General features: G+C 68.5%; 31 protein-coding genes and 2 tRNA genes. 26 read left to right on the top strand and 7 right to left on the bottom strand.

Features of this window, described 5'->3' with window-relative positions; translation table 11 throughout:
• Window positions 1-339: 339 nt before the first annotated feature.
• Window positions 340-414 (bottom strand) — tRNA-Thr (locus QNI11_RS15490).
• A 117-nt stretch (window positions 415-531) separates the two neighbouring features.
• Here QNI11_RS15490 and QNI11_RS15485 point away from each other — a divergent pair.
• From QNI11_RS15485 to QNI11_RS15405, 17 genes are all read left to right on the top strand, one after another.
• A complete protein-coding gene (locus QNI11_RS15485) occupies window positions 532-699 on the top strand; it encodes a hypothetical protein (RefSeq protein ID WP_157815019.1) in 168 nt (55 codons plus the stop codon).
• A gap of 13 nt (window positions 700-712) precedes the next feature.
• Complete coding sequence (murA, locus tag QNI11_RS15480; protein ID WP_283980788.1) at window positions 713-1,984, top strand: UDP-N-acetylglucosamine 1-carboxyvinyltransferase; 1,272 nt, start codon at window positions 713-715, stop codon at window positions 1,982-1,984.
• The gene (locus QNI11_RS15475) at window positions 1,981-2,439 is read left to right on the top strand and encodes a DUF2948 family protein (RefSeq protein ID WP_283980787.1); all 459 of its coding nucleotides are present in this window, start codon (window positions 1,981-1,983) and stop codon (window positions 2,437-2,439) included. The genes murA and QNI11_RS15475 overlap by 4 nt, the downstream gene beginning before the upstream one ends.
• Window positions 2,440-2,526: 87 nt before the next feature.
• Window positions 2,527-3,828, top strand: coding sequence for a histidinol dehydrogenase (gene hisD, locus QNI11_RS15470; protein ID WP_283980786.1), 1,302 nt, complete (start codon window positions 2,527-2,529; stop codon window positions 3,826-3,828).
• Between the two features lie 120 nt (window positions 3,829-3,948).
• Window positions 3,949-4,428, top strand: coding sequence for a UPF0262 family protein (locus QNI11_RS15465; protein WP_283980784.1), 480 nt, complete (start codon window positions 3,949-3,951; stop codon window positions 4,426-4,428).
• Window position 4,429: 1 nt separating this feature from the next.
• Entirely contained in the window at window positions 4,430-4,873 is a 444-nt protein-coding gene (locus QNI11_RS15460) for a low molecular weight phosphatase family protein (RefSeq protein ID WP_005856653.1), read from the top strand.
• Between the two features lie 79 nt (window positions 4,874-4,952).
• Entirely contained in the window at window positions 4,953-5,348 is a 396-nt protein-coding gene (locus QNI11_RS15455) for a ketosteroid isomerase-related protein (protein ID WP_283980783.1), read from the top strand.
• Window positions 5,345-5,920 carry a GNAT family N-acetyltransferase gene (locus QNI11_RS15450; RefSeq protein WP_283980782.1) on the top strand — a complete coding sequence of 192 codons (576 nt, stop codon included), beginning with the start codon at window positions 5,345-5,347 and terminating at the stop codon, window positions 5,918-5,920. The genes QNI11_RS15455 and QNI11_RS15450 overlap by 4 nt, the downstream gene beginning before the upstream one ends.
• Before the next feature lie 69 nt (window positions 5,921-5,989).
• Window positions 5,990-6,868, top strand: coding sequence for a carbon-nitrogen hydrolase family protein (locus tag QNI11_RS15445; RefSeq protein ID WP_283980781.1), 879 nt, complete (start codon window positions 5,990-5,992; stop codon window positions 6,866-6,868).
• A gap of 98 nt (window positions 6,869-6,966) precedes the next feature.
• A complete protein-coding gene (gene infA, locus QNI11_RS15440; RefSeq protein WP_005620785.1) occupies window positions 6,967-7,185 on the top strand; it encodes a translation initiation factor IF-1 in 219 nt (72 codons plus the stop codon).
• Between the two features lie 153 nt (window positions 7,186-7,338).
• Window positions 7,339-7,926 (top strand): nucleoside triphosphate pyrophosphatase, encoded by a 588-nt coding sequence (locus QNI11_RS15435; RefSeq protein WP_283980780.1) that lies wholly within the window; start codon window positions 7,339-7,341, stop codon window positions 7,924-7,926.
• Window positions 7,923-8,954, top strand: a complete 1,032-nt coding sequence (locus QNI11_RS15430) for a ribonuclease E/G (protein WP_283980779.1) — start codon at window positions 7,923-7,925, stop codon at window positions 8,952-8,954. The genes QNI11_RS15435 and QNI11_RS15430 overlap by 4 nt, the downstream gene beginning before the upstream one ends.
• Window positions 8,951-9,133, top strand: coding sequence for a DNA gyrase inhibitor YacG (locus QNI11_RS15425; RefSeq protein WP_283980778.1), 183 nt, complete (start codon window positions 8,951-8,953; stop codon window positions 9,131-9,133). Before QNI11_RS15430 ends, QNI11_RS15425 begins: the two co-directional genes overlap by 4 nt.
• 189 nt (window positions 9,134-9,322) lie before the next feature.
• On the top strand, window positions 9,323-10,567 hold the full coding sequence (locus tag QNI11_RS15420) for an aminotransferase class V-fold PLP-dependent enzyme (RefSeq protein WP_283980777.1): 1,245 nt from the start codon (window positions 9,323-9,325) through the stop codon (window positions 10,565-10,567).
• A gap of 112 nt (window positions 10,568-10,679) precedes the next feature.
• A complete protein-coding gene (locus QNI11_RS15415) occupies window positions 10,680-11,405 on the top strand; it encodes an allophanate hydrolase subunit 1 (protein ID WP_373418405.1) in 726 nt (241 codons plus the stop codon).
• Window positions 11,402-12,409, top strand: a complete 1,008-nt coding sequence (locus tag QNI11_RS15410) for a biotin-dependent carboxyltransferase family protein (protein ID WP_100929742.1) — start codon at window positions 11,402-11,404, stop codon at window positions 12,407-12,409. The genes QNI11_RS15415 and QNI11_RS15410 overlap by 4 nt, the downstream gene beginning before the upstream one ends.
• A complete protein-coding gene (locus QNI11_RS15405; protein WP_283980775.1) occupies window positions 12,406-13,182 on the top strand; it encodes a LamB/YcsF family protein in 777 nt (258 codons plus the stop codon). The genes QNI11_RS15410 and QNI11_RS15405 overlap by 4 nt, the downstream gene beginning before the upstream one ends.
• A gap of 158 nt (window positions 13,183-13,340) precedes the next feature.
• Here the strand turns inward: QNI11_RS15405 and QNI11_RS15400 are convergent, their stop codons facing one another.
• Entirely contained in the window at window positions 13,341-14,354 is a 1,014-nt protein-coding gene (locus tag QNI11_RS15400; protein ID WP_283980774.1) for a zinc ABC transporter substrate-binding protein, read from the bottom strand.
• A gap of 101 nt (window positions 14,355-14,455) precedes the next feature.
• Between QNI11_RS15400 and QNI11_RS15395 the strand changes: the two genes are divergently transcribed.
• The 3 genes from QNI11_RS15395 to QNI11_RS15385 are packed head-to-tail and all read left to right on the top strand — an operon-like array spanning window position 14,456 to window position 16,520.
• Window positions 14,456-14,962, top strand: coding sequence for a Fur family transcriptional regulator (locus QNI11_RS15395; protein ID WP_283980773.1), 507 nt, complete (start codon window positions 14,456-14,458; stop codon window positions 14,960-14,962).
• Window positions 14,959-15,735: a metal ABC transporter ATP-binding protein gene (locus tag QNI11_RS15390; protein WP_283980772.1), complete on the top strand. Its 777-nt coding sequence runs from the start codon at window positions 14,959-14,961 to the stop codon at window positions 15,733-15,735. The genes QNI11_RS15395 and QNI11_RS15390 overlap by 4 nt, the downstream gene beginning before the upstream one ends.
• Window positions 15,735-16,520 carry a metal ABC transporter permease gene (locus QNI11_RS15385; RefSeq protein WP_283980771.1) on the top strand — a complete coding sequence of 262 codons (786 nt, stop codon included), beginning with the start codon at window positions 15,735-15,737 and terminating at the stop codon, window positions 16,518-16,520. The genes QNI11_RS15390 and QNI11_RS15385 overlap by 1 nt, the downstream gene beginning before the upstream one ends.
• Before the next feature lie 20 nt (window positions 16,521-16,540).
• Here QNI11_RS15385 and QNI11_RS15380 read toward each other — a convergent pair whose 3' ends face one another.
• Window positions 16,541-17,494 carry an MBL fold metallo-hydrolase gene (locus QNI11_RS15380; protein ID WP_283980770.1) on the bottom strand — a complete coding sequence of 318 codons (954 nt, stop codon included), beginning with the start codon at window positions 17,492-17,494 and terminating at the stop codon, window positions 16,541-16,543.
• A gap of 173 nt (window positions 17,495-17,667) precedes the next feature.
• Window positions 17,668-17,751: transfer RNA gene (locus QNI11_RS15375), tRNA-Tyr, on the bottom strand.
• A 107-nt stretch (window positions 17,752-17,858) separates the two neighbouring features.
• Here QNI11_RS15375 and rlmB point away from each other — a divergent pair.
• The 6 genes from rlmB to QNI11_RS15345 all read left to right on the top strand — a co-directional run bounded on the left by rlmB (window position 17,859) and on the right by QNI11_RS15345 (window position 22,016).
• Window positions 17,859-18,683, top strand: coding sequence for a 23S rRNA (guanosine(2251)-2'-O)-methyltransferase RlmB (rlmB, locus tag QNI11_RS15370; RefSeq protein ID WP_254698166.1), 825 nt, complete (start codon window positions 17,859-17,861; stop codon window positions 18,681-18,683).
• 54 nt (window positions 18,684-18,737) lie between these two features.
• The gene (locus QNI11_RS15365; RefSeq protein ID WP_100929749.1) at window positions 18,738-19,049 is read left to right on the top strand and encodes a hypothetical protein; all 312 of its coding nucleotides are present in this window, start codon (window positions 18,738-18,740) and stop codon (window positions 19,047-19,049) included.
• Between the two features lie 131 nt (window positions 19,050-19,180).
• Window positions 19,181-20,308 (top strand): 3,4-dihydroxy-2-butanone-4-phosphate synthase, encoded by a 1,128-nt coding sequence (gene ribB / locus QNI11_RS15360; protein WP_100929750.1) that lies wholly within the window; start codon window positions 19,181-19,183, stop codon window positions 20,306-20,308.
• Window positions 20,308-20,856 carry a 6,7-dimethyl-8-ribityllumazine synthase gene (locus QNI11_RS15355; RefSeq protein ID WP_100929751.1) on the top strand — a complete coding sequence of 183 codons (549 nt, stop codon included), beginning with the start codon at window positions 20,308-20,310 and terminating at the stop codon, window positions 20,854-20,856. Before ribB ends, QNI11_RS15355 begins: the two co-directional genes overlap by 1 nt.
• Complete coding sequence (gene nusB, locus QNI11_RS15350; protein WP_100929752.1) at window positions 20,853-21,359, top strand: transcription antitermination factor NusB; 507 nt, start codon at window positions 20,853-20,855, stop codon at window positions 21,357-21,359. Before QNI11_RS15355 ends, nusB begins: the two co-directional genes overlap by 4 nt.
• Before the next feature lie 324 nt (window positions 21,360-21,683).
• Window positions 21,684-22,016, top strand: a complete 333-nt coding sequence (locus QNI11_RS15345; RefSeq protein WP_283980768.1) for a hypothetical protein — start codon at window positions 21,684-21,686, stop codon at window positions 22,014-22,016.
• A gap of 317 nt (window positions 22,017-22,333) precedes the next feature.
• On the opposite strand, the gene QNI11_RS15340 is transcribed toward QNI11_RS15345, so the two are convergent.
• The 3 genes from QNI11_RS15340 to QNI11_RS15330 form a co-directional block, all read right to left on the bottom strand.
• Window positions 22,334-22,774, bottom strand: coding sequence for an SRPBCC domain-containing protein (locus QNI11_RS15340; protein WP_283980767.1), 441 nt, complete (start codon window positions 22,772-22,774; stop codon window positions 22,334-22,336).
• A complete protein-coding gene (locus QNI11_RS15335) occupies window positions 22,771-23,094 on the bottom strand; it encodes a helix-turn-helix transcriptional regulator (protein ID WP_283980766.1) in 324 nt (107 codons plus the stop codon). The genes QNI11_RS15340 and QNI11_RS15335 overlap by 4 nt, the downstream gene beginning before the upstream one ends.
• Window positions 23,095-23,186: 92 nt before the next feature.
• Complete coding sequence (locus tag QNI11_RS15330; RefSeq protein ID WP_100929755.1) at window positions 23,187-23,939, bottom strand: hypothetical protein; 753 nt, start codon at window positions 23,937-23,939, stop codon at window positions 23,187-23,189.
• Window positions 23,940-24,001: the final 62 nt, after the last annotated feature.

Below are 24,001 nucleotides of genomic sequence, written 5' to 3'. Positions count from 1 at the left end.
CGTCATTGGTCACGCAGCGCGAACGCTGAAGGGTGCAGCCACCGGGTTGTTTCCGTCACGGCGAGCCGAAATTCGTCAATTTTATTCAACGATTTACGTGTTTGGTCGCACCGCGCGACTTTCCGGTCCAACAGCAGGCGGCCGGATGGGCTGACCGGGGCAGGGACGTCCGGCGCGCCGGGCACCGCACGAACGCGCGCCCGGTACACGCCGGCTGGCTAACCGCCCTGTCGGCGATGCCTGAACCGAACGAACTGACCGTACACCTCACCGGCAGCAGCCGATGAAACCACACACATCCGTCGCGCGACAAACGCAGTATTGTAAAGGAAGGGAGGATGGTGCTGCTGGAGAGAATTGAACTCTCGACCTCTCCCTTACCAAGGGAGTGCTCTACCTCTGAGCTACAGCAGCGCCGTGAGGGGGCGTTTAGACTCTCTCTTTGAAGCGCGCAAGAGGGGTTTGGCGAAAAAACGTAGCGCCGTTTTCCGAAGGCTGGACCCGTTATCGCGGCTGAGATACATCCGGCCCATGGATCGGGGCAACCGCAAGACCAGGGCGTCGAAGGACAGTGACCGCGAGGACCGCCTGAAGGCGGCCCTCAAGGCGAATCTGGCCCGCCGCAAGGCGCAGGCGCGGGCCCGGTCCGAGAACGAGCCTGGGGACGCCGGGCAGACAACGGACAACGACTCGGATTGAGAGGCAGGCAGGCATGGATTCTATTCTGGTGACGGGCAACGGCCCGCTGAACGGCGAGATTCCCATCGCGGGCGCCAAGAACGCCTGCCTGACGCTGATGCCCGCGACGCTTCTGTCGGAAGAGCCGCTGACGCTGACCAACGCGCCGCGCCTGTCGGACATTCGCACGATGACGCTGCTCCTGCAGTCGCTGGGGGCAGAGGTCACGGCGATGAACGCGGGCAAGGTGCTGGCCATGTCCTCGCATGCGCTGACCTCGCAACGCGCGGAATACGACATCGTGCGCAAGATGCGGGCGTCGATCCTCGTGCTCGGGCCGCTTCTGGCGCGCTTTGGCTATGCCGAGGTCTCGCTGCCCGGCGGCTGCGCCATCGGCGCTCGCCCGGTGGACCTGCACCTCAAGGCGATGGAAGCCTTGGGCGCAGAGATGGACCTGCGCGACGGCTACGTCCACGCCAAGGCCCCGGCGGGCGGGCTCAAGGGCGGCGTGGTGGAGTTTCCGCTCGTCTCGGTGGGCGCGACGGAAAATGCGCTGATGGCGGCGACGCTCGCCAAGGGCACCACCGTCCTCAAGAACGCCGCGCGGGAGCCGGAGATCGTCGATCTTGCGCATTGCCTGCGGAAGATGGGCGCGCATATCTCGGGCGAGGGGACCTCGACCATCGAGGTGCAGGGCGTCGAGCGGCTGGGCGGGGCGACCCACAGCGTCGTCACCGACCGGATCGAACTGGGCACCTACATGCTGGCCCCCGCGATCTGCGGCGGCGAGGTCACCTGCCTTGGCGGCCGCATCGACCTGCTGCAGGCCTTCTGCGAACGCCTCGATGCTGCCGGTGTCTCCGTTGAGGAGACGGACAAGGGCCTGAAGGTCGCGCGCAAGAACGGGCGGGTCAAGGCAGTGGACGTGGTGACGGAGCCTTTCCCCGGCTTCCCCACCGACCTGCAGGCGCAGATGATGGCGCTGATGTGCACCGCCGACGGCAAGGCGGTGTTGGAAGAGAAGATCTTCGAGAACCGTTTCATGCACGCCCCGGAACTGATCCGCATGGGCGCGCGCATCGACGTGCACGGCGGGACGGCGACGGTCAGCGGCGTCGAACGCCTGAAGGGCGCGCCCGTGATGGCGACCGACCTGCGTGCCTCCGTCTCGCTGATCCTTGCCGGGCTCGCTGCGGAGGGCGAGACAATCGTGAACCGTGTCTACCACCTCGACCGCGGCTACGAGAACGTCGAGGAGAAGCTGTCGGCGCTTGGCGCACGGATCGAACGGGTGGCCGGACAATGACCGAGGATGCCCGTTTCGAAGACGGCGGCGAACGCCCCCTGAACCTCGGCGCACTCGATGCGGAGGACCTGCAGGTGATCTCTGCCCTCGCGCAGGACGCGGTCCTGCCGGTGACGGAGATCCGCTGGCAGAAGGCGAAACGGCGGCTGGGCCTTCTGGTCAACCGCCTGCGCCGCGAGGTCGGTACGCCGGACGTGGAACGGGTGCAGTCGCTGCTGGTGATCGACAACGTGCTGGGCGTGTCCAGCCAGGGCGTGGACCGGGCGGACAAGGACCTCGTGCTGCAGATCCTGTCCATCGACTGGGAAGCGGGCCAGGACGCGGATGGCCATGTCGTCCTGACGCTGGCCGGAGACGGCGCGCTTCGGGCGCATGTCGAGGCGCTCGAGGTCGGGCTGCGCGACGTGACGCGGCCCTACGTGGCCCCCTCGCGCAAGATGCCCGACCACGGCTGATCCGCCCGGCCGCCATGCGCGGCGACCGGGTGTTGAGGCTTCGCGCCCGGCAAGCTATGTCAGCCAGCGTCAACGGAGGTTTGCCCCATGCCCGTGTTCCTGGACAGCACGTCCGCCGATTTCGAGACCCGCTTCACCGCCCTCCTGTCGGCCAAGCGCGAAGACAGCCCGGACGTGGACGATGTCGTCGCCGGGATTATCGCCGACGTACGCAAGAAGGGTGACGCCGCGGTCCTTGCCTTGACGGCAAAGTTCGACCGGCTGGCCCTGACCTCCGACACCATGCGTTTCTCCGCGGCAGAGATCGAGGCAGAGTGCGCCCGCGTGCCGGAGGCCGAGGCCCGCGCGCTGGAACTCGCCGCCGAGCGCATCCGCGCCTACCACGTGCGCCAGATGCCGGAGGACGCTGCCTGGACCGATCCGGAAGGGGCCAGGCTGGGCTGGCGCTGGACGCCCGTGTCGGCTGCGGGTCTCTACGTGCCCGGCGGTCTGGCGAGCTATCCGTCCTCTGTCCTGATGAACGCCGTGCCCGCCAAGGTGGCGGGGGTGGAGCGGCTTGCGATCTGCGTGCCCACGCCGGACGGGGTCGTGAACCCGGCGGTGCTGTTGGCTGCGAAGATCGCGGGCGTGGACGAGATCTACCGTATCGGCGGCGCGCAGGCGATTGCGGCGCTGGCCTACGGCACCGAGAGCATTGCGCCCGTCGACAAGATCACCGGCCCCGGCAATGCCTTCGTCGCCGCCGCCAAGCGCCGGGTGTTCGGCAAGGTGGGCATCGACATGATCGCCGGCCCCTCCGAGATCCTCGTCATCGCCGATGCCGACAACGATCCCGACTGGCTGGCGCTGGACCTCATGAGCCAGGCCGAGCACGACGAATCGGCGCAGGCCCTGCTGATCTGCACCGACGCCACTTTCGGCCAGAAGGTTGCGGCGGCGGTGGAGAAGCGGCTGGAAACGCTGGAGCGCCGCGAGATCGCGGGCGCCTCCTGGCGCGACTTCGGCGCGATCATCACCGTGTCCGACCTCGACGAGGCCGCGCGGCTTTCCAACCGCATCGCGCCGGAGCACCTCGAGCTCTGCGTCGCCGACCCGGAGGCGCTGGCCGAGAAATGCGTGCACGCCGGTGCAATCTTCCTCGGCGCATGGACGCCGGAAGCCATCGGCGACTATGTGGGCGGCCCGAACCACGTCCTGCCGACGGCGCGGTCTGCGCGCTTCTCCTCGGGGCTGTCGGTGATGGATTTCCTCAAGCGCACGACCATGGCCCGCATGTCGCCGGAGGCGCTGGGTGCCATCGGTCCCGCGGCAGAGGTGCTGGCACGCTCCGAAAGCCTTGAGGCACACGGGCTGAGTGTCACCGCGCGGCTGCAGAAACTGAACGGCTGACGCGCGGGGCCCGGGCCTACGGGATGGTCCGAAGGTCGGTTGACCAAAGGCGCCGCGCGCCCTTGCCAAAAATGTTAACCGGCTGGTAACGTTTTTGCTGCAGATGCGAAAGACGTCCCAATGACCCATATCGCCCACATCCAGCTTGACGATGCCAACCTGCCCCCTCCGACCCCGGAGATCGAGCAGGAGCGGCGCGTCGCCATGTTCGACCTGATGGAGGAGAACTCCTTCGTCCTGCCGCAGCGCGACGACCGCGTGGTGCCCCCGGGGCCCTACAACGTCGCCCTGTCGATCCGCGACAAGCGGCTGGTCTTTCTGGTGATGACCGAGGACGGAGAGACGGCGGCGGAGTTCCATCTCTCGCTCAGCCCTTTCCGGCAGGTGGTCAAGGACTACTTCGCCATCTGCAAAAGCTACTTCGACGCGGTGAAGACCGCGGCCCCCAGCCAGATCGAAACCATCGACATGGCGCGGCGGGGCATCCATAACGAAGGGGCACGCGTGCTGCAGGAACGCCTGGAGGGCAAGGTGGAGGTGGACGATGCCACCGCCCGGCGGCTCTTCACGCTGGTCTGCGTGCTGCACTTCGGGGGGTGATTTGAAGGACTATCCGCAGTCGGTTCTGTTTTCCTGCGACCATAATGCGGTCCGCTCGCCGATGGCGGAGGGGATCATGAAGAAATTCGTCGGCACCCGGACCTACGTGCAATCCGTCGGCGTGGTCAACGACCTCGAGATCGACGGCTTTGCCATCGCCGTCTGCAAGGAGATCGGCGTCGCGCTGGAACGGCACCGCTCGCGCTCCTTCGAGGAGATGGAGCAGATGGGCGAGATGCTGTCGGGCTTCGACATGATCGTCACCATGTCTCCCGCCTCGCAGCGCAAGGCGCTTGAACTGACACGCTATTATCACCTGACCGTGGACTACTGGCCGGTGATGGACCCGACCGGCATCGGCGAGTCGCGCGAACAGAAGCTGAATGCCTACCGCCAGACCCGCGACCAGATCGTGAAGCGCGTGCAGGAGCTCTGGGGCGTCTGACCCTACCGACCGACGGAGGTGTTTTCCACGGCTCCGAAACCGGCTAAGGCGGCCTTCCGAGCGACAGAAGGAGACAGCCATGGGGCGCGAGGTCATCGAGCGGTATTTCGCAGCATTCAACGCGGGCGACACGGAGGGCATGCTGGCCTGCCTCGCCACGGACGTCGAGCATCACGTCAACGAGGGCCAGATCCGCGTCGGCAAGGCGAAGTTCGCGGAATTCTGCGCGCACATGAGCCATTGCTACGAAGAGAACCTGACCGACATGGTGATCTTTGCCAACGACGAGGGCACGCGCGGTGCGGCCGAATACATCGTCAACGGCACCTACAAGGCCACCGATTCCGGCCTCCCGGAGGCCGGGGGCCAGACCTACCGTCTGCCCGCCGGGTCGTTCTTCTCGATGAAGGACGGGCATATCACCCGCGTCGTGACCTACTACAACCTCGCCGACTGGGTGCGCCAGGTCTCATGAAGGTCGAGCGGCTGACAGGCGATGCGCTGCAGGCGGCGCTTGGCGATCTGGCACAGCTGAGGATCGCGGTGTTCCGGGCCTTTCCCTATCTCTACGACGGGGATCTCGACTACGAACGCCACTACCTGCGGTCCTACACCGACAACCCGCGCGCGGTGCTGGTCGCGGCGCGCGACGGCGACAGGATCGTGGGGGCTGCGACGGGCATGCCGCTGGCCGACCACGCCGACGCCTCGCAGATCTCCGGTCCGCTGCCGCCGGTCGAACGGATCTTCTACTGCGCCGAAAGCGTGCTGCTGCCGGACTACCGCGGGCACGGGCTGGGGCACGCGTTCTTTGACCTGCGGGAGGCGGAGGCGCGGAAACAGGGTTTCGATTTCACCCTGTTCTGCGGCGTCGTTCGGCCCGAAGATCACCCCATGCGCCCCGAGGGCTACCGCCCGCTCGACGGCTTCTGGCGCAAGCGCGGCTACGAAAAGGCAGAGGGCGTGACCGCCACCTTCCACTGGACGGATCTGGGCGACACCGAAGAAAGCCCGCACACGCTTCAGGCCTGGATACGCCGGCTTTGACCCTTGCGGCGCCGTGCCGCCCGGGGCAGGGACAGGACCGCACACGTTGCACGAGATGAGGACCACGGAATGAAGATCGCCACCGCCGCCTACAACATGGATTTCCTCTACGACTGGGCCGCTTACGAGGCCAAGCTCGAACGCTGGGTGAGCGATGCGGCGGGCGAGGGCGCGGACCTGCTGGTCTTCCCCGAATACGGCGCGATGGAACTGGCGACGCTGGCCGGGCGCGACGTGGCGATGGACCTGCAAGGCTCCATCCGGGCGGTCTCCGAACGTGTGCCGGAGGCCGACGCGCTCCATGGCAAGCTGGCGGAGCGTTACGGCGTGCACATCCTCGCCGCCTCCGCGCCGGTGCAGACGGGCGAGGGGCTGCCGGTCAACCGCGCGCGCTTCTTCGCGCCGGGCGGGGCTATGGCGGCGATCGACAAGCAGATCATGACCCGTTTCGAACGCGAGGAATGGGGGGTGCGCGGCGGCGACCCTCTGGCGGTCTTCGACACGGCGCTGGGGCGGATCGGTGTCCTGATCTGCTACGATTCGGAATTCCCGCTGCTCGCGCGTGCCCTGTCCGATGCGGAGCTGCTGCTCGTGCCGTCCTGCACCGAGGCGCTGGCCGGCTACTGGCGCGTGCGAATCGGCTCGATGGCGCGGGCGCTGGAACAGCAGTGCATCGTGGCCATGTCCTCCACCGTCGGCACCAGCGACTGGTCCTATGCGGTCGACACCAATTGCGGCGCGGGCGGGGTCTTTGGTCCCCCGGACCGGGGTTTTCCCTCGACAGGCGTGATCGCGGAGGGCAAGCTGAACGCGCCGGGCTGGACCTTTGCGGAGGTGGATCTTTCGGCGGTCGCGGATGTCCGGCGAGATGGCGTCGTCCTGAACCGCACCCATTGGGCAGAGCAGTCCGGCCGTGACGGCAGGGCGCCTGTAACGCTGTTGAAATGACGCACTGTCAATATGTGACTTGAAAACCGGGTGGGATCGGACCATATCGTGGTGCGCCTTGCCCTTGCGCAGCAGGGGCGGACCACGAAGGAGAGACCATGGCCAAGGAAGATACGCTCGAATTTCCCGGTGTCGTGAAGGAACTCCTGCCCAATGCGACGTTCCGGGTCGAGCTTGAAAACGGCCATGAGATCATCGCACATACGGCAGGCAAGATGCGCAAGAACCGCATCCGCGTTCTGGCCGGCGACCGGGTCCAGGTGGAAATGACGCCCTACGATCTGACGAAGGGCCGCATCAACTACCGCTTCAAATAAGAAGACGACGAAGATGGACCGCGCTTTCGGCGCGGTCTTTCCTTGTCTGACGCACGGTTTGCGCCGGCGCATCGTGCGGCGCACCCTTTATCATCCTGCCCGCCTGGCGTAGGTCACGGCTGATCTTTGCAGCGACGGTCCGGAAGGCATCATATGACGAAACCCCGCCTCATCCTCGGGTCAGGCTCTCCGCGTCGCCGCGAACTGCTGGCGCAACTCGGCATCGTGGCCGACGACATCCGTCCGCCCGACATCGACGAGGACCCCGCGAAGGGCGAACTGCCGCGCCCCTACTGCGTGCGGCTTGCGCGCGAAAAGGCGCTGGCGATCCCGGCGGAGGACGACGAGATCGTGCTCTCCGCCGACACGACCGTGGCGCTTGGCCGCCGCATCCTCGGCAAGCCGGAGGACGAGAAGGAGGCCGCAGCCTTCCTTGCGCTGCTTTCGGGGCGCCGTCACCGCGTGGTCACCGCCGTGGCCGTCCGCCGCGGCACCCGTGTGTGGGAGCGTGACGTCGTCACCCAGGTGAAGATGAAGATGCTCTCGAACGAGGAAATGAATGCGTACCTCGCTTCCGGCGACTGGCGTGGAAAGGCGGGCGGATACGGGATACAAGGACCCGCGGGCGCGCTGATCCCGTGGATCTCCGGCTCTTTCACCGCTGTTGTCGGCCTGCCGCTGGCCGAGACGGCGCATCTGCTGCAAGCTGCGGGCTACCCGCTATACAAGGACGCGCCATGAAGGGACGCACGATCGCTCTGGACACGTGGAACGGCCGGGAGGCCGCCGCGCTGATGGTGGATGGCCGGCTGGAGGACCTCTTCATCGACGGCGACCTGCCGCGTCCCGGGAACCTCTACCGCGCCATCGCGCAACGCCCGATGAAGGGGCAGGGGGGCATGTTCCTCGAAACGCCGGACGGCAACGCCTTTCTGAGGCAGGTGAAGGGGCTGTCGCAGGGCGGACCGATCCTCGTGCAGGTCACGGGCTTCGCAGAGCCGGGGAAGGCGCTGCCGGTCACCTCGAAACTGCTGTTCAAGTCGCGCCATGCCATCGTCACCGCGGACGCGCCCGGCATCAACGTCTCGCGCCAGATTCGCGACGATGACGCGCGCGAGGCGGTGCTGGAACTGGCCCACGACGTGCTGGCGGAGACACCCCTGCCGGAGGGCGCGGGCCTGATCCTGCGCTCGTCCTGCGAAGGGGCGGCCGACGACGCGGTGGCCGAGGACATCCTTGCCATGGCGCAGCTCGCCACGGCGGTGCTGGCGGACGCGACCGGCGGCGCCGAACTGCTGGTCGAGGGCGACGGCCCCCACGCGCTGGCCTGGCGCGAATGGGCGGACCCCGCCGAGGTCGACGATGCCCCGGGCAGTTTCGAACGGCACGGCGTGGACGAGGCGCTCGAGGCGCTGAAGTCGCCGCGCGTGGCGCTGGGGGCCAATGCCTCCATGGTGATCGAACCGACCACCGCGCTGATCGCGGTCGATGTGAACACCGGCGGCGACACCTCTCCGGCGGCGGGGCTGAAGGCGACGATCGCCGCCTTCCGCGACCTGCCACGCCAGCTGCGGCTTAGAGGGCTCGGCGGACAGGTGGTGGTCGACCCGGCGCCGATGCCGAAGAAGGACCGCCGCCAGGTCGAGAGCGCGCTGAAGGCGGCGCTGAAGAAGGACGCGGTGGAGACCATCGTCGTCGGCTGGACCAACCTCGGGCTGCTGGAACTGCAGCGCAAACGGGACCGGGTGCCGGTCGGGGGGCTGCTGTGAGCTGTCCGATCTGCGGAAGACCGACGGAGCCCACGGTCCGGCCCTTCTGTTCGAAACGCTGCGCCGACGTGGACCTCGCGAAGTGGCTGGGGGGCAGCTACGCCATCCCTTCGGACGATCCGGAGGACCTTGAGGAGGCCGCGCAGGCCGCGGAAGAGGCGCTGCGCAAGCCGCACTGAGAGCGGTTTCGCCGCGCTGACGCGCGCCGATCCGCGCCGCCTGCGGCGGCGCCTCGTCCCTGTTCCGACTGGGTGCGCGGGACGGCGGGTGAGGCAGAGGTATTTCTGCCAAGATGAAGGGGCGGGTTGCGCCTTTTTCGCCTGACGATGGCGCTTCCCTTCGCCGCGCGGCGGGCGTAGTCATCTGGCATGTTCGACGATACGCTCCTTTCCGCCATCCGCGCGCGCTTTGCCCATGTGGACGACTGTCCCTTCACCGGGCCGCGCATTTTCTTCGAGAACGCCGGGGGCGCGCTGACGCTGCGCTCCGTGGTGGAGACATCGTCGCGGTTCGCGGCGATTCCCGACAACCAGGGCCGGGACAACCCGGCGTCTAAGGCGCTGGTCGCGGTGATCGACCGGGCGCGGGCCGACGTGCGGCGGTTCTTCAACGCCGAAGGCGGCGCGGTTCTGTTCGGCGAGAGCGGGACGGAACTGCTGTTCCGGGTGATCCGCGACGCCTGCCTCGGTGCCGGGCCCGGGGATGTGCTGGGCTCGACCGTGGAGCATCCGGCGTCGCGCAGCGCGGCGGCGCGATGGGCGGAGGTGGCGGGGCGTCGCCACGTGCTGATCGCCCACGACGATGCCACCGGGCAGGTGACGGCAGAGGCCTATGCGGCGGCGGTGACGCCGGAGACCGCGGTGGTGACGATCCTGCACACCTCGCCTGTCACGGGCATGGGCATGGACCTGCCCGCCATCGTTGGCGCGGTGCGGGCCGTGGCGCCGGAGGCGATCGTCATCGTGGACGGCATCCAGCACGCCTGTCACGGCCGGATCGACGTGGCGGCGGCCGGTGTCGATGCCTACGTGATCTCGCCCTACAAGGTCTTCTCGCGCCACGGCTACGGCCTTGCCTGGGCCTCCGACCGGCTGACGGTCATGGCGCATGACAGCCTTGTCGGCGGGCCCGCCGGGAACTGGGAGCTGGGCACGCGGGACACCGGCGCCTATGCGACCTTTTCCGACGTGGTGGCCTATTTCGACTGGCTGGGCGGGCAGGTCTCCGACGCCACCGATCCGCGCGGCCGGATCGAGGCGGCGGGGCAGGCGATCCACGACCACGAGGCGGCGCTGACCCGGATGATGATCGAGGGCACCGACAACCTGCGCGGACTGGCGGCCATCGACGGCGTGCACATCGTGGGCGGGGCGGAGAACCCGGCGCGCGAAGGGCTGGTGAGTTTCTGGAGCGACAGCAAGCCTGCGGCAGAGATCGTCGCGGCGTTGAATGCCGAGGGCATCCGGACCCATACGCGCAAGGCCGACCACTATTCGGGCAACATCCTGACACCGCTCGGGCAGGACAGCTGCGTGCGCGTGTCGCTGGCGCACTACAACAGCCCCGACGAGGTGCGTCGCTTCCTGTCGGTGATCCACGGGATGGGGCTGTAACCCGCTCCGGTGTACCCAAGCCGTCCCGGCGCATGCGGTCGGGATCGTGCCCGGTGCGCGCCCTCTGGACAGCCTGCGCCGGGCGTGATCCCCTTGCGCCATGACTGCTGAGATGACCTTTCCCCGGATCGACCCCGTGGGCCTCGACGGCCTGCTGGTGCGCTTTGCCGACAGCCTGTCGGAGCGGGCCAACCGTGCGGCGCTGGCGTTCCGCGCCGCGTTGGAGCGGGAGACCCCGGACGGGGTCGAGGAATGCGCCACCTCGCTGGTTTCCGCCTTCGTGCGATTCGACCCTCTGGCGCTGGCGCCCGACGTGCTGGAACGCCGCCTGTCGGACCTGCTCGCAACCCGCGACTGGTATGCGGAGGACCTGCCGGAAGGCCGGCGCCTTGTGACCATTCCCACGCTCTACGGCACCGACCTTGCGCCGCAACTGGCGGAGGCCGCCGCCGCTGCGGGCCTGTCGGAGGAGGAGGCGATCCGGTCGCTGTCGGAGGCGGAGGTGCGCGTGACCACCATCGGCTTTGCGCCCGGCCAGCCCTACCTCGGCACCCTGCCGGAATGCTGGGACATCCCGCGCCAGACCGCGCTGACACCGAAGGTGCCGGTGGGCGCGCTGGTGGTGGCGATCCGGCAGCTTGTGCTGTTCTCCGTCACAACGCCCACCGGCTGGCGGCACGTGGGCCAGACCCATGCGCGGCTGTTCCGGCCCGAGGCCGAGGCGCCCTTCCTGCTGCGTCCCGGCGACGCGGTGCGCTTTCCTGCCGTCGACCGCGCCGCCTTCGAGGCGATGCGCGAGGCGGGCGAGGATGGCATCGCGGTGGAGCCCCTGGCATGAGCGGCGCGCTGGAGGTGGTGCAGGCGGGGCCGGGGCTCAGCCTGCAGGATGCGGGACGGCCCGGCTGGCTGGCGCAGGGTCTGTCGCGCGGCGGGGCCGCCGACCTCGTGGCGCTGTCGGAAGGAGCGGCGCTGCTGGGGCAGGCGCCCGGCGTCGCGCTGGAGATGGCGGGCATGGGCGGGCGTTTCCGCGCCACCTGCGACCTGCGCATCGCGCTGACCGGGGCGCGCATGGCGGCCTCGGTCGATGGCCGAGCGCTGCGCTGGAACGCCTGCTGGCTGCTGCCGGCGGGCGAGACGCTTGAGATCGGGGCGGCGCAGGACGGGGTCTACGGCTATCTGAGCGTTGGCGGCGGTTTCGACCAGCCGGAGGTCCTGGGGTCGCAGGGGGCGCATCTTGCCGCCGGCATCGGACGGGCGCTGGAAGCGGGCGACCGGCTGGCGCTGGGGGACGACGCGGGCGGCGCGACTGGCCTCGGGCTGGAGCCCGTAGCGCGGCTTGGCGGCGGTGTCCTGCGGGTGCTGCCGTCCCTGCAGACGGAGGTCTTCCCGGAGGAGATGCGCACCCGGTTCTGTGCCGAGGCCTTCAAGCGGGACGCGCGCGGCAACCGGATGGGCGTGCGGCTGGTGCCGGAGGGCGAGGGCTATGGCCTCGACGCCGGGGGGCGGATACTCTCGGAGGTGATCGTCCCTGGCGACATCCAGATCCCCGGCGACGGCGCGCCCTACGTGCTGCTGAGCGAATGCCAGACCACCGGCGGCTATCCGAGGATCGGGACGGTGATCCCGGCGGACCTGCCGCGCATTGCGCAGGCGGCGCCGGGGGCGGAGATCCGCTTCCGCTTCGTCACGCGGGACGAGGCGCTGGCGGCGGAGCGGGCGATGCGCGAGGCGCTGAAGGGCCTGCCGAAGAAGATCGCGCCGCTGGTGCGCGACCCGAAGGACATCAACCTGCTGGACCACAACCTGGTCAGCGGCGTGACGGATGGAGAGGTGACACGATGACGTCTGTGGATCTGAACGCGGACATGGGCGAGAGCTTTGGCCCCTGGGTGATGGGGCAGGATGCGGCGCTCTTGGAGGTGGTGACATCGGCCAACGTGGCCTGCGGGATGCACGCGGGCGACCCGGACGTGATGGCGCGCACCATGGAGGTCGCGCGGGCGCAGGGCGTGAGCATCGGCGCGCATCCGGGGTTTGCCGACCTGCAGGGCTTCGGACGGCGGCGGATGCACCTGCCGGAGGCGACGCTCCGGCACCTCGTGCAGTACCAGCTTGGGGCGGCGCTGGGGATTGCGCGGGCGGTGGGCGCGGAGGTGCGGCACCTGAAGCTGCACGGCGCGCTGGCCAACATGGCGTCGGAGGACGAGGCCCTGGCCGAGGTCTGCTATGGCGCGGCGCTGGAAGTGGCGCCTGAGATCATCGTGATGGTTCTGGCCGCAACGGCGCAGCAGCGCGCGGTCGAGCGGCTGGGGTGCCTCTGGGCCGGAGAGATCTTTGCCGACCGCGCCTACAACGCGGATGCGACGCTGGTCGACCGGTCGCTGCCGGGGTCGGTGATCCACGATCCGGAGCACGCGGCGGAGCGGATCGTGCGCATGGTGCAGGCGGGCGCCATCCTGCCCGAGGAGGGCGAGGCGATCCCCGCGGCGGTGGACACGATCTGCCTGCATGGCGACGGCGCCACGGCCTTGGAGATCGCCCGGGCAGTGCGGGCGGCACTGATGGAGGCCGGGATCGAGGTCCGGACCTTCGAGGGGCGGCGCGGGTCCATCTGAGGGTTTCGGGACCGGTGCGGGCAGAGGGGGCTCCGCCCCCGCGCGTGCCGCGCTCCCCGAGGTATTTTTCGCCAAGATGAAGGGGACTGGCGGGGGTCGGCCCCTGTCATGGACCCCGGGGCGCCGGTGGGGCGGCCCGGGGTTGGGATGCGTATGTGTTACTGGTGGCTGGCGCAGGCGGCGATGCGGTTCGCGATGTCCCCGAGCAATGCGGGGTAGAGGGGCGCGCCTTGCGGCAGGGCGCTGCCCAGCGGGTCGATTTCGGCCTGCGGGATCGTGTCGAGGCCCACGGCGTGCATCAGCCGGGGCGAGGTGCCCGGGTCCGCGAGCGCACAGACCGGCGCGGTTTCGGCGTAGAGTGCTCGGAGCGCGTCGAGCCGCTGTGCGCCCGGTGCGGTGTCGTCGCCGTCTGTGAGCGCGCCGACCACCCGCAGCCCGAAGGCGGCCTCGTAGTATTGCAGGGCGTCATGGGTCACGGCGAGGGGGCGGTCGCGCACCGGGTCGAGGGCGCTTCGCGCCGTTTCCGTGGCTTCCGCGATGCGCGCCACACCGGCCTTTGCGTTTGCGTCGTAGGCCTGCGCGTTCTCCGGGTCCTGCGCGGAGAGCGCGGTGGCGATGGCCGAGAGCCAGACGGTGGCGTTTTCCGGGTCGAGCCAGAGGTGTGGGTCGAGGTGGGTGTCCTCTCCGTGCATTTCGCCTGCGTGGTCGTCGTCGGCGTGATCTTCACCCGCGTGGTCGTCTTCGGCGTGGTCGTCGTGTTCCTTGTCTTCGGCGTGGTCATCTTCGCCATGGTCATGCGGCTCCAGCCCGCCGTCGCGGAACGGCAGCACACGGGTTTCCGGCAGGTCGGCAAGGGTCAGGCGTTGTGCGCCCTCTGCCAGCGCCTCGATCTGGCGGGCGATGCCCGGTGTCAGCCCCGGCCCGATCCAGACCACCACGTCCGCCGCTTCGAGCGCGCGGGCCTGGCTCGGCTTCAGCGAGGCGCCATGGGCGGAGGCGCCCGGCGCCACCAGAACTTCCGGCGTGCCGAGATCGCCGAGCACCATCGCGGCAAGGCTGGCGACCGGCGGGATGTCGGTGACGACGCGCGGTACCTCGGCCAGGGCCTGTCCGGCCGCGAGGGTCAGGCACAGGGCGGTTGCGTTGCAGGCGGGAAACAGCGGCAGGCGCATGGCGGCGGTCCTTCTTGTCTTTTGGTCCTCGTGTTGGTATGAGTTATATCATAACACTTCAAGCCAAAAAGAAATACCCGACGGCACGCAGGAGAACAGGCATGGAAACCAAGGGCTTCGAGCCGCATGACCACACCCAGTGCATTGCCAGCGCGATGGGCGCGGCGGAGCATTTGTGCGACGAGCAGGGTCTGCAACTGACCAAGGTGCGCCGCCGCGTGCTGGAGATCCTGCTGGAGAAGCACCGGGCCATGGGCGCCTACGAGGTCCTGGATCACCTGCGCGAGGAGGGGCTCGGCTCGCAGCCGCCGGTGGCCTACCGGGCGCTCGATTTCCTCGTCTCGAACGGGCTGGCGCACCGGATCGAACGGCTGAACGCCTTCATCGCCTGCGTCGCCCCCGGCGAAAGCCACGCCCCCACCTTCCTGATCTGCCGCGGCTGTTCGTCGGTCGCCGAGACACCGGCCTGGCGGGCTGGGCGGGCGCTGCGCAACGTGGCGAGCGAGGTGGGCTTCGAGGTCGAGCGCGTCGCGATCGAGGCCGAAGGTCTCTGCCCGAGTTGCCAGGAGCGGCCCGAGGCGCTGCCCGAGACCGAGGCGCGGGCTTGACCGCAGCGCTCATCTGGACGGAGGCTCTGGACGTCGCGCAGGGTGGCCGCGTGGTGCTGGAGCGGGTCTGGTTCAGCATCCACCCCGGCGAGATCGTGACCGTGGTCGGCCCGAACGGGTCCGGCAAGTCGACGCTTCTGCGGGCCCTGATCGGGGCGCTGCCTCCGGCGAAGGGGCGGATCACCCGGAAACCGGGGCTGCGGGTCGGCTACGTGCCGCAGGGGCTGCGGCTGGATGCGTCGATGCCGATGACCGTGGGCCGCTTCCTGAACCTGCCCCGCAAGGTCCCGGCAGAGGCGCGGCGTCAGGCGCTGGACGAGGCCGGCGCGGGGGACCTTGAGGAGCGCGCGCTGACGGAGCTGTCCGGCGGGCAGTTCCAGCGGGTGCTGCTGGCGCGGGCGCTGCTCGACCGGCCCGAACTGCTGATCCTCGACGAGCCGACCACCGGGCTGGACCAGCCGGGGCAGGCGGCCTTCTACCGCAGGCTGGAAGAGGTGCGGGACAGGCTGGGCTGCGCCGTCCTGATGGTCAGCCACGAGCTGCACGTCGTGATGAGCGCATCCGACCGCGTGATCTGCGTGAACGGTCACATCTGCTGCGAGGGTCATCCGGAGACGGTGGCGCAGGCCGAGGAATACCGCGCGCTCTTCGGCACCGGCACGCAGGGGGCGCTGGCACTCTACCGGCACGAGCATTCGCACCGGCACGACGGCTGCGACCACGACCATACGCACGACCACGACCATGCGCACACGCACGAGGGTGCCCACTGATGCTTGACGATTTCCTTTTGCGGGCGGTGCTGGCGGCGGTCGGCGCGGCGCTTGCGGCGGCCCCCCTTGGCGTTTTCGTCGTCTGGCGGCGGATGGCCTATTTCGGCGACGCCACGGCCCATGCGGCCGTTTTGGGCGTCGCGCTCGCGCTGGCCATGTCCGCGCCGGTCTTTGCCGGGACGCTGGTGGTGGCGTTGGCCATGGCGCTGACGGTGGCGCGGCTGGCGGGGCGCGGCTATGGCGCCGACATGGTGCTGGGCGTGGCCGCCCATGGCGCGCTGGCATTTGGCCTTGTCGCCGTGTCCTTCCTGCAGGGGCCGCGCCTCGACCTCGAAGCCTACCTGTTCGGTGACATCCTCGCGGTGGGCAAGGCCGACCTCGCCGTGATCTGGGGCGGCGGCGCGGTGGTCGCCGTGCTGATCGGCTGGCGCTGGCAGGCGCTGGTGACCTCCACCGTCTCGGAGGACCTGGCCTTTGCCGCCGGCATCGATCCGAAGCGGGAGCGGCTGATCCTCATGCTGGCGCTGGCGCTTGTCGTCGCCGTGGCGCTGAAGGTGGTGGGCGCGCTGCTGATCGGCGCGCTGCTCATCATCCCGGCGGCGGCGGCGCGGCCCTGGTCGCGCACGCCCGAGGTGATGCTGGCCGGAACGGCGGCGCTTGGCGTGCTCTCGGCGCTTGGCGGGCTGTGGGGCGCATGGGTGCTGGACCTGCCCGCGGGACCTGCGGTGGTCTGCGCGGCGGCCCTGCTGTTCGCGATCAGCGCGGTGGCCGGGGGGCGCCGCTGACGCCACCCCGGCCCGTGCTCTCAGCCATAGGGGAAGGCGCGCGGCACGAAGCGATAGCCTTCCTGCGCCTCCTCCACGTAACCGATCCCGGGGAAGGCGATGTGCATCCCGGCGATCTGCATCCGGTCGGCCGCCGCGCGGGCGAGGATGTCGGCCCGTGTCGCGGCGGCCATGTCGGCGGCGGTGTCGAAGACGATGGTGACCTCGGGGCGGGCGAACTGGACCGGCCCGACGTGCACGATGTCGCCCCAGATCAGAAGCTGGCTGCCCTCGCTCTCGAGCATCACGCCGGTGTGGCCCAGCGTGTGGCCCGGCAGCGGCACCAGCGTGATCCCGTTGCCCAGATCGGCGTCCTTGGCCACGACCTCCAGCCGGTCGCCGAAGGCGTCGACGGCGGCCCGCGCCTGATCGAAGAACGGGTGGAACTGCTCCGGCGCGCCGTTGCGGATCTCGTCGCTGCGCCAGAAGTCGATCTCCGGCTGGCTGACGGTCAGGCCCGCGCCGGTGTAGGGGTTCCCGTCCGGCGCGAGGATGCCGCCGATGTGGTCGGGGTGCAGGTGGGTGGCGATGATCCGGCCGATGCTGGCAGGGTCCACGCCGAAGGCCGCCATGTTGGCGCCAAGCTGGCCCAGCCCCGGGCCCATGAGCTGCCCGGTGCCGGTGTCGACGAGGATGCGTTCCTCGCCGATCTCGATCAGGTAGGCGTTGACGCCGGTCGGATGGCCGTTGCCGTCGATGTAGGCCGCCCGAAGCAGGTTCTGGAAATCCTCAGGGGTGATGCCTTGCAGCGCCTCAGCGGTGATCGGCAGGAAGCCGTCGGAAAAGGCGGTGACGGTCGCGCTTCCGACGGGAAAGCTTTGCGCGACGGCGATGCCGGGGGACCCCGACTGCGCCGCGACCGGCGCGATTCGCAGGCCGGTCAGGGCGCCGGCGGCGGCCAGCAACGAGGTTGTCATGAAAGAGCGGCGGTCCATGGGCGTCCTCCCGTTGGATGCAGGGTGACGCAACGGTGCCCGATCCGCCCCGAGTCGGACAACCGTGAAGTGTGAATGGCCGCGGTTCAGGGAAGAATGGCCCGCCCGACTGCGCCGACGCATGCCCGCCCCGGAAAGGGCCTGCATGAGCGTCGTCATTGTCAGAGTGGAGATGGTGGGCGACCTTGGAATCGAACCAAGCGTGCGTCTCCGCGAGGGAGTTACAGTCCCCTGCCACACCTTGCGGCCTGTCGCCCACCGGGCGTCCGTGAAGGCCAGCGGCCCCGGACGTGGGGGGCTGATTACAACCGGCCCAAAGGGGCGTCAACAGGAAAATCCCTTGGAATTCACCCGGCGCCCGTGCATGAGTGAACGCTCTGCGGGACAGGCTGCGAAGGACGGTGCAGACGACATGGCGAAGAAACCGAAATGGGTGGTCGAGAAGGAACAGGCCAAGCGCGCCTCTGCGGCGGAGACTGTCTGGCTGTTCGGCCATCATGCCGTGCGCGACGCCCTCCTGAACCCGAACCGGGTGAAGCTGCGCCTGATCCTGACCCCCAACGCCGCCGAAAAGCTGGGCGAGGCCGTGGCCGAGGCCGGGATCGAGCCGGAGATCAGCGATCCCCGCCGCTTTGCCGCGCCGCTCGACCCGCAGTCCGTCCACCAGGGCGCGGCGCTCGAGGTCAAGCCGCTGGACTGGGGCAAGCTGGAGGACGTGGCGCTCTCGGGCGAGGGCGCGCTGCGTCTGGTGCTGCTCGACCGAGTGACCGATCCGCACAACGTCGGCGCCATCCTGCGCTCGGCTGAGGTGTTCGGCGCGCAGGCGGTGATCGGCACGCGCCATCACGCCGCACCCGAAACCGGCGCGCTGGCCAAGACGGCGAGCGGCGCGCTGGAACGTCAGCCCTACCTGCGGGAAAGGAACCTCGCCGACACGATCACCGCGCTTCAGGGGATCGGTTACATGGTCCTGGGTCTCGACGGGGAGGCAGAAATGACCATCGAGGAAGCCGTGGAAGGCAAGCGCGACCGGCCCATCGCGCTGGTGCTGGGCGCAGAGGGGCCGGGCCTCCGCCCCAAGACTCGCGAGACGGTGGATGCCCTCGTGAAGATCCCCTTCGCCCGCGATTTCGGCTCGCTCAACGTGTCGAACGCGGCCGCCGTGGCGCTTTACGCCGTGCGGGGCTGACCGCGGGTCCTGACGCGACTTGTCCTGACCCTGTGCCGTACTTAGGTCAGGGACATGCCGAACACCAAGATCGCAACCTGCTGCTACTGCGGCACCCGCGCAGCGCTTGTCCTGAAGGGCGAGCGGTCGCATGAACTGGCGTGCTCCTCCTGCGGGGCGCCGCTGCACGACCTGAAGAAGCTGCGCTCCGACGCCGTCCGGCCAGAGGCGCATCGCGTGCCGCAGAAGGGCCGGAAGGGCAAACGCCGCGCGGCGCACTCGCCCTTCGACCTGGTGGAGACGGCGATGCGCAGGACTTCGAAGAAACGCAGGAAGAAGGGGTTCCTGCATGAGGCCTTCGACCTGCTCGACGACATCTTCGACTGACCGCCGCCGGGCCATCGTGCATATTTTCGGGAAAGACCCTGCGTGCCCGCGGGGCGGTGAGGCGCCATAGCCTCTGGCCTTTGGGGCCTCGCTGGATTATCCCGCCACAGACCCGAGTGAGGCGAGACGCTATGACCGATTACGAAAACCCCGGCCCGGTGGAGCAGAACTGGCGCGACGCGATTTCCTCTGTCGAGGAGATCATCGAGGACGCCCGCAACGGTCGGATGTTCATCCTTGTCGACCACGAAGACCGCGAGAACGAGGGCGACCTCGTGATCCCCGCGCAATGGGCGACGCCGGATGCGATCAACTTCATGGCGCTCTACGGGCGCGGGCTGATCTGCCTGGCCCTGACACCGGAACGTATTGAAGACCTTGGCCTTTCGTTGATGTCGACGAACAACTCGTCGCGGCACGAGACTGCCTTCACCACGTCGATCGAGGCGCGCGAAGGTGTGACCACCGGCATCTCTGCCGCCGACCGGGCGCGCACCGTGCAGGTGGCCATCGACTCCTCGAAGGGGCCGGCGGATATCGCGACCCCGGGGCATGTCTTCCCGCTGCGGGCCAAGCGCGGCGGCGTGCTGGTGCGTGCCGGCCATACGGAGGCGGCCGTGGACGTGTCGCGGCTGGCGGGGCTGAACCCTTCCGGCGTGATCTGCGAGGTCATCAACGACGACGGCACCATGGCGCGCCTGCCGGAACTGATCGCCTTCGGCCAGAAGCACGGCATCAAGATCGGCACCATCAGCGACCTCATCAAGTACCGCCGCCGCAACGACAACCTCGTGAAGGTGCGCACCGAAGAGGTGATCCAGACGGAGTTCGGCGGCGAGTGGACCATGCGGATCTACACCGACGAGACCCACGGCGACGAGCATATCGTATTGGTAAAAGGCGATATTTCCGGCGAGGAGCCGGTGCTGGTGCGGATGCACGCGCTTGACCCGATGCTCGACGTGGTGGGCACCGGGCTGAAGGGACGGGCGGACGAATTCCGCAACGCTATGATGGCCGTGGCCGAGGAAGGGCGCGGCGCCGTCGTGCTGCTGCGCGACACCTCGATGAAGCTGGACGTGGGTGAGGAGGTCTCTCCAAGGACGCTGCGCCAGTACGGTCTTGGCGCGCAGATCCTGTCGTCGCTGGGCCTGTCGAAGCTGGTGCTGCTGACCAATTCGCCGAAGCCGAGGGTGGTGGGCCTGGATGCCTACGGCCTTGAAATCGTTGAAACCCGCAGGATCTCGGAGCTGGGCTGATGGCATCGAACGAAACGCATTACACGCTGCCGCGCGCGGAATTCGACAAGCCGGTGAAGATCGCCATCGTTGTGGCGCCATATTACAAGGACATTGCTGACCAGCTTGTTAAGGGCGCGGTCGCAGAGATCGAGGCCTGCGGCGGCTGGCACGAGATCATCGAGGTGCCCGGCGCGCTGGAGGTTCCCACCGCCATCGGCATCGCGGAACGGATGTCCAGCTTCGACGGCTACGTCGCGCTGGGCTGCGTTATCCGTGGAGAAACAACGCATTACGACACGGTCTGCAACGACTCGTCGCGCGCCCTGACGCTGCTCGGCCTTCAGGGCCTGTGCATCGGCAACGGTATCCTCACGGTCGAGAACTACGATCAGGCGGCGGTCCGGGCCGATTCGGACGGCCAGAACAAGGGCGGCGGCGCAGCGGCGGCAGCCCTTCATCTTATTGCAATCGCACGGAAATTCGGCGGGGCCCGCAAGGGCGTCGGGTTCCGTCCGTCCGGCGGCGAATACGAGATCGCCACGTCCGGGAAAGGTCCAGTCGCATGAGCGAGGCGAACGCGCCCAAACCGCAGCCGGGCAAGCCGTCCGGCAACCAGAAGCGCAAGATGCGCTCCGCCTCGCGGCTCTATGCCGTGCAGGCGCTTTACCAGATGGAACAGTCCGGCACCCCGGTCGACAAGGTCCGCCGCGAGTTCCTCGAATTCCGCTTTGGCGCGGTTGTTGACGAGGACGGGACAGAGATGCTCGACGGGGATGTTTCCCTGTTTTCCCAAGTGCTTGAAGAGGCGCTGCGCTGGCAGGCCAAGGTCGACCAGATGACCGACCGGGCGCTTGTGGCGAAGTGGCCCATCGCCCGCATCGACCCGGTGCTGCGCGCGCTCTTCCGCGCGGCAGGGGCGGAGCTTGTGGCCACGGACACGCCGCCGAAGGTGGTGATCGTCGAATACGTGGACGTGGCGGTGGCCTTCTACCCGGACGGCAAGGAGGCGAAGTTCGTCAACGCCGTGCTCGACCACATGGCCCGCGAGGCGAAGCCCGAGGCGTTCTGAGGCGGGACCGTCGTAAACACGGCGCGCGCCGGGGTTAACGCGCCATCCGAGGTACTCTGCCGCACAGGATGTGGGGGTGTGTCGCGGGCCCGCCACAATCCCGCTACCGGATCTTTACGGATGTGAACGCGCCGGAAGGGGTGAACCGGCCGGTTCGACCCCCTGGTCCGGCCGGTTGTTAACCTTTGGCCGTGACGTTGCGTCGCAAAGGGTTAACGCTGCCTCGGCCCGGCGCCGCGCGACTCCGGGCGGCTGCGGCGCTGTGCGCCCTTGTTTCGGCCCGCGCATGATGTATCTTATATCTCGAATGTGATGGAGGGCGCCATGCCGAAACTGATCCGACTCTACATCCTGCAGGTGCTGGCGGGCTTCGGGCTGTCGGCGATCTTCGTGGGGCTCCTGCTCTGGGCCAACGTGGCGAACCTCTGGCATCTGGTCAGCACCTCGCCGGTGGGCTGGATCGCGGTCGCCATGCTGTTCTTCGCCAATGGTATCGTCTTCGCGGGCGTGCAGTTCGCGATCTCGGTCATGCGCATGGGCGAGGACGACACGCCGGCCGGCGGCAAGCGCCAGCCAAGGCTTGTGCCGGAGCCTGCGGTGTTGCGGGTGCCCGCCGGGGAGACGCGCGCGCAGGGCGGGACCTTCCGTCGCCGCTGAGACGCAGCGCCCGGGGCAGGGCGCAAAATTTTTACCGAAAATTTTGAGGGCGCGGGCGGAGAGGCTTGCGCCTTTGTCGTTCCGGGTTTGTGGGAAGCACCGGGTGCCGCCGCAAATTCTTCGCCGAAGAATTTGCGGCCGGCCCGATGAGCGGCGGGAACCACCACGACCGTGTGGGTGACGCATTCCCGAGGACCTGTATATACAGGTGGGCGCCAGGTAACGAAGCCACGGCTACGTCAGAGCCAGCTCCCTCGGATTTGCTTAAGGCCACCGGAATGTACCCGTTCACGAGAGGGGCAGAACCCGCCAGTGCCTCAGGTAAGCTCGTGACAGGGCGTCGGCAAGTCCATCTTGTCGATTTCGTGAAGGCGGCCCATGAACTCGTGCCAGCCCTTGTCGAATCCGAGCACCACGGCGAAGTCTTCGGCGCCTTCGGGCAGGCCCGAGTGCACCAGCGACAGCTGCGTGCCCCCCGGCACGGTTTCCAGGTCCCAGGTGACCGTGGTCATGGTACCGTTGAGTGGCGAGACGGTGAAGGACCAGCGCATGTGATCCTTGGGCGAGAGCTTCTCCACCGTGCCCCAGCACAGGGTGTTGTCGTTGGCGGCGTTGTAGAGCTCATAGGGCTGGCCTTCGCTCAGGTCGGCGCGGGCGGGGTTGAACCACGCGCCCAGCAGCTCGGCCCGGGTCAGGTGGTCCCAGACGGTGTCCTTGCTGGCGGAGAGCATCACGGATTTGCGGATGGTGAGGGTCATGTGTTGTCCTTTTCGGAAAGGGTTCTGGAGAGGGCGGACAGCTTGTCGTCCCAGAAGGCGTCGAAGTGGCTGAGCCAGTCGGTGACGGGCTTGAGGCCCGGTGCGTTGAGGCTGGAGAGGGTTTCGCGCCCCTGCCGGCGCATGGTGATGAGGTTGCCTTCCTCCAGCACCACGAGGTGCTTCTTCACGGCCGCGCGGGTCATGTCGCAGTGTTCGGTGATTTCGGCGATGGTCATTTCGCGGGTGCCGAGGCGGTGCAGGATGTCGCGTCGGGTCGGGTCCGCGAGGGCGCGGAAGGCGGGTTGGAGCAAAGCGGTCATGGCGCCTCCTTTGGACGGTGCGTGGTCAAAGGGATACCATTTGGTTTCGCAAAATGCAATACCGTTTGGTATCGCGATTTGCGCGGGCCGGATCAGCTGTCAGGCGTGATGAAGCCGTAGCGTTCCAGTTCCTCGGGCAGGAGGATGTAGATCTCGTCCGCGGGGGTGGCCAGCGCGTGGCTCATGACCCGCACGTCTAGGCCCATGTCGTCGAGGTAGGTCATGACCTCGGCCTGGCCGCGCTGGATGTCCTCGACCGCGACGAAGGCGGGCAGGATGGTGCTTTCGCCGAAGTAATGCTGGTGCACGCCGATGGAGGCGGAGGGTTCCGCCGTGCGGGTCGCGCCGCCCGCGAAGAGGTAGGGGCAGGCGGAATAGCAGATCTCGCCCGAGAGCACGCTGGTGGCGATGCCGGCGGCGCGCAGGTGGCGCCCGAGGTCGAGGGCGTCGCGCACCGATCCGCCGGGGGATTGCAGGACGAGGGTCTCGATCTTCGGGTCGGCCTCGGTGATCTGCGGCATGAGGCGCTGCGCGTCGCCGTCCTCGATCGTGCCTTCGAGCCGCCAGGTGGCGTCCTCGTAGGTCAGCGTCAGACGGTCGGGCAGTTCGCCGGCGTCGCGGCTGGGCTGCACGGTGGGGCGGTCGCGCGCCGGATCGTAGGTGCGGCGCTGGTCGCCGGGGCGCACGGGTTCGGACAGGCGCGGCGCCTGGGGCGAGGAGAAGGGCAGCGAGAAGGGCGCGCTGCGGATGTCGCCCAGCACCAGCAGGATGCCGATGCCGACCTGGAAGATCAGCACGGCGGCCAGGGTGCGGGCGACGGGCCGGGCGGTGCGGCCGGTGCTCATGAGTGCAGGCCCCGCGGATCGGGCATAGGGATGGCGCACTGCAAGCGCAGGTGTCCCGGGAC

The organism is Sagittula sp. MA-2, assembly GCF_030126985.1.
Lineage (GTDB): Bacteria > Pseudomonadota > Alphaproteobacteria > Rhodobacterales > Rhodobacteraceae > Sagittula.
The sequence above is the reverse complement of the archived record's forward strand: the minus strand, read 5'-3'. Positions and strand labels throughout refer to the sequence as shown.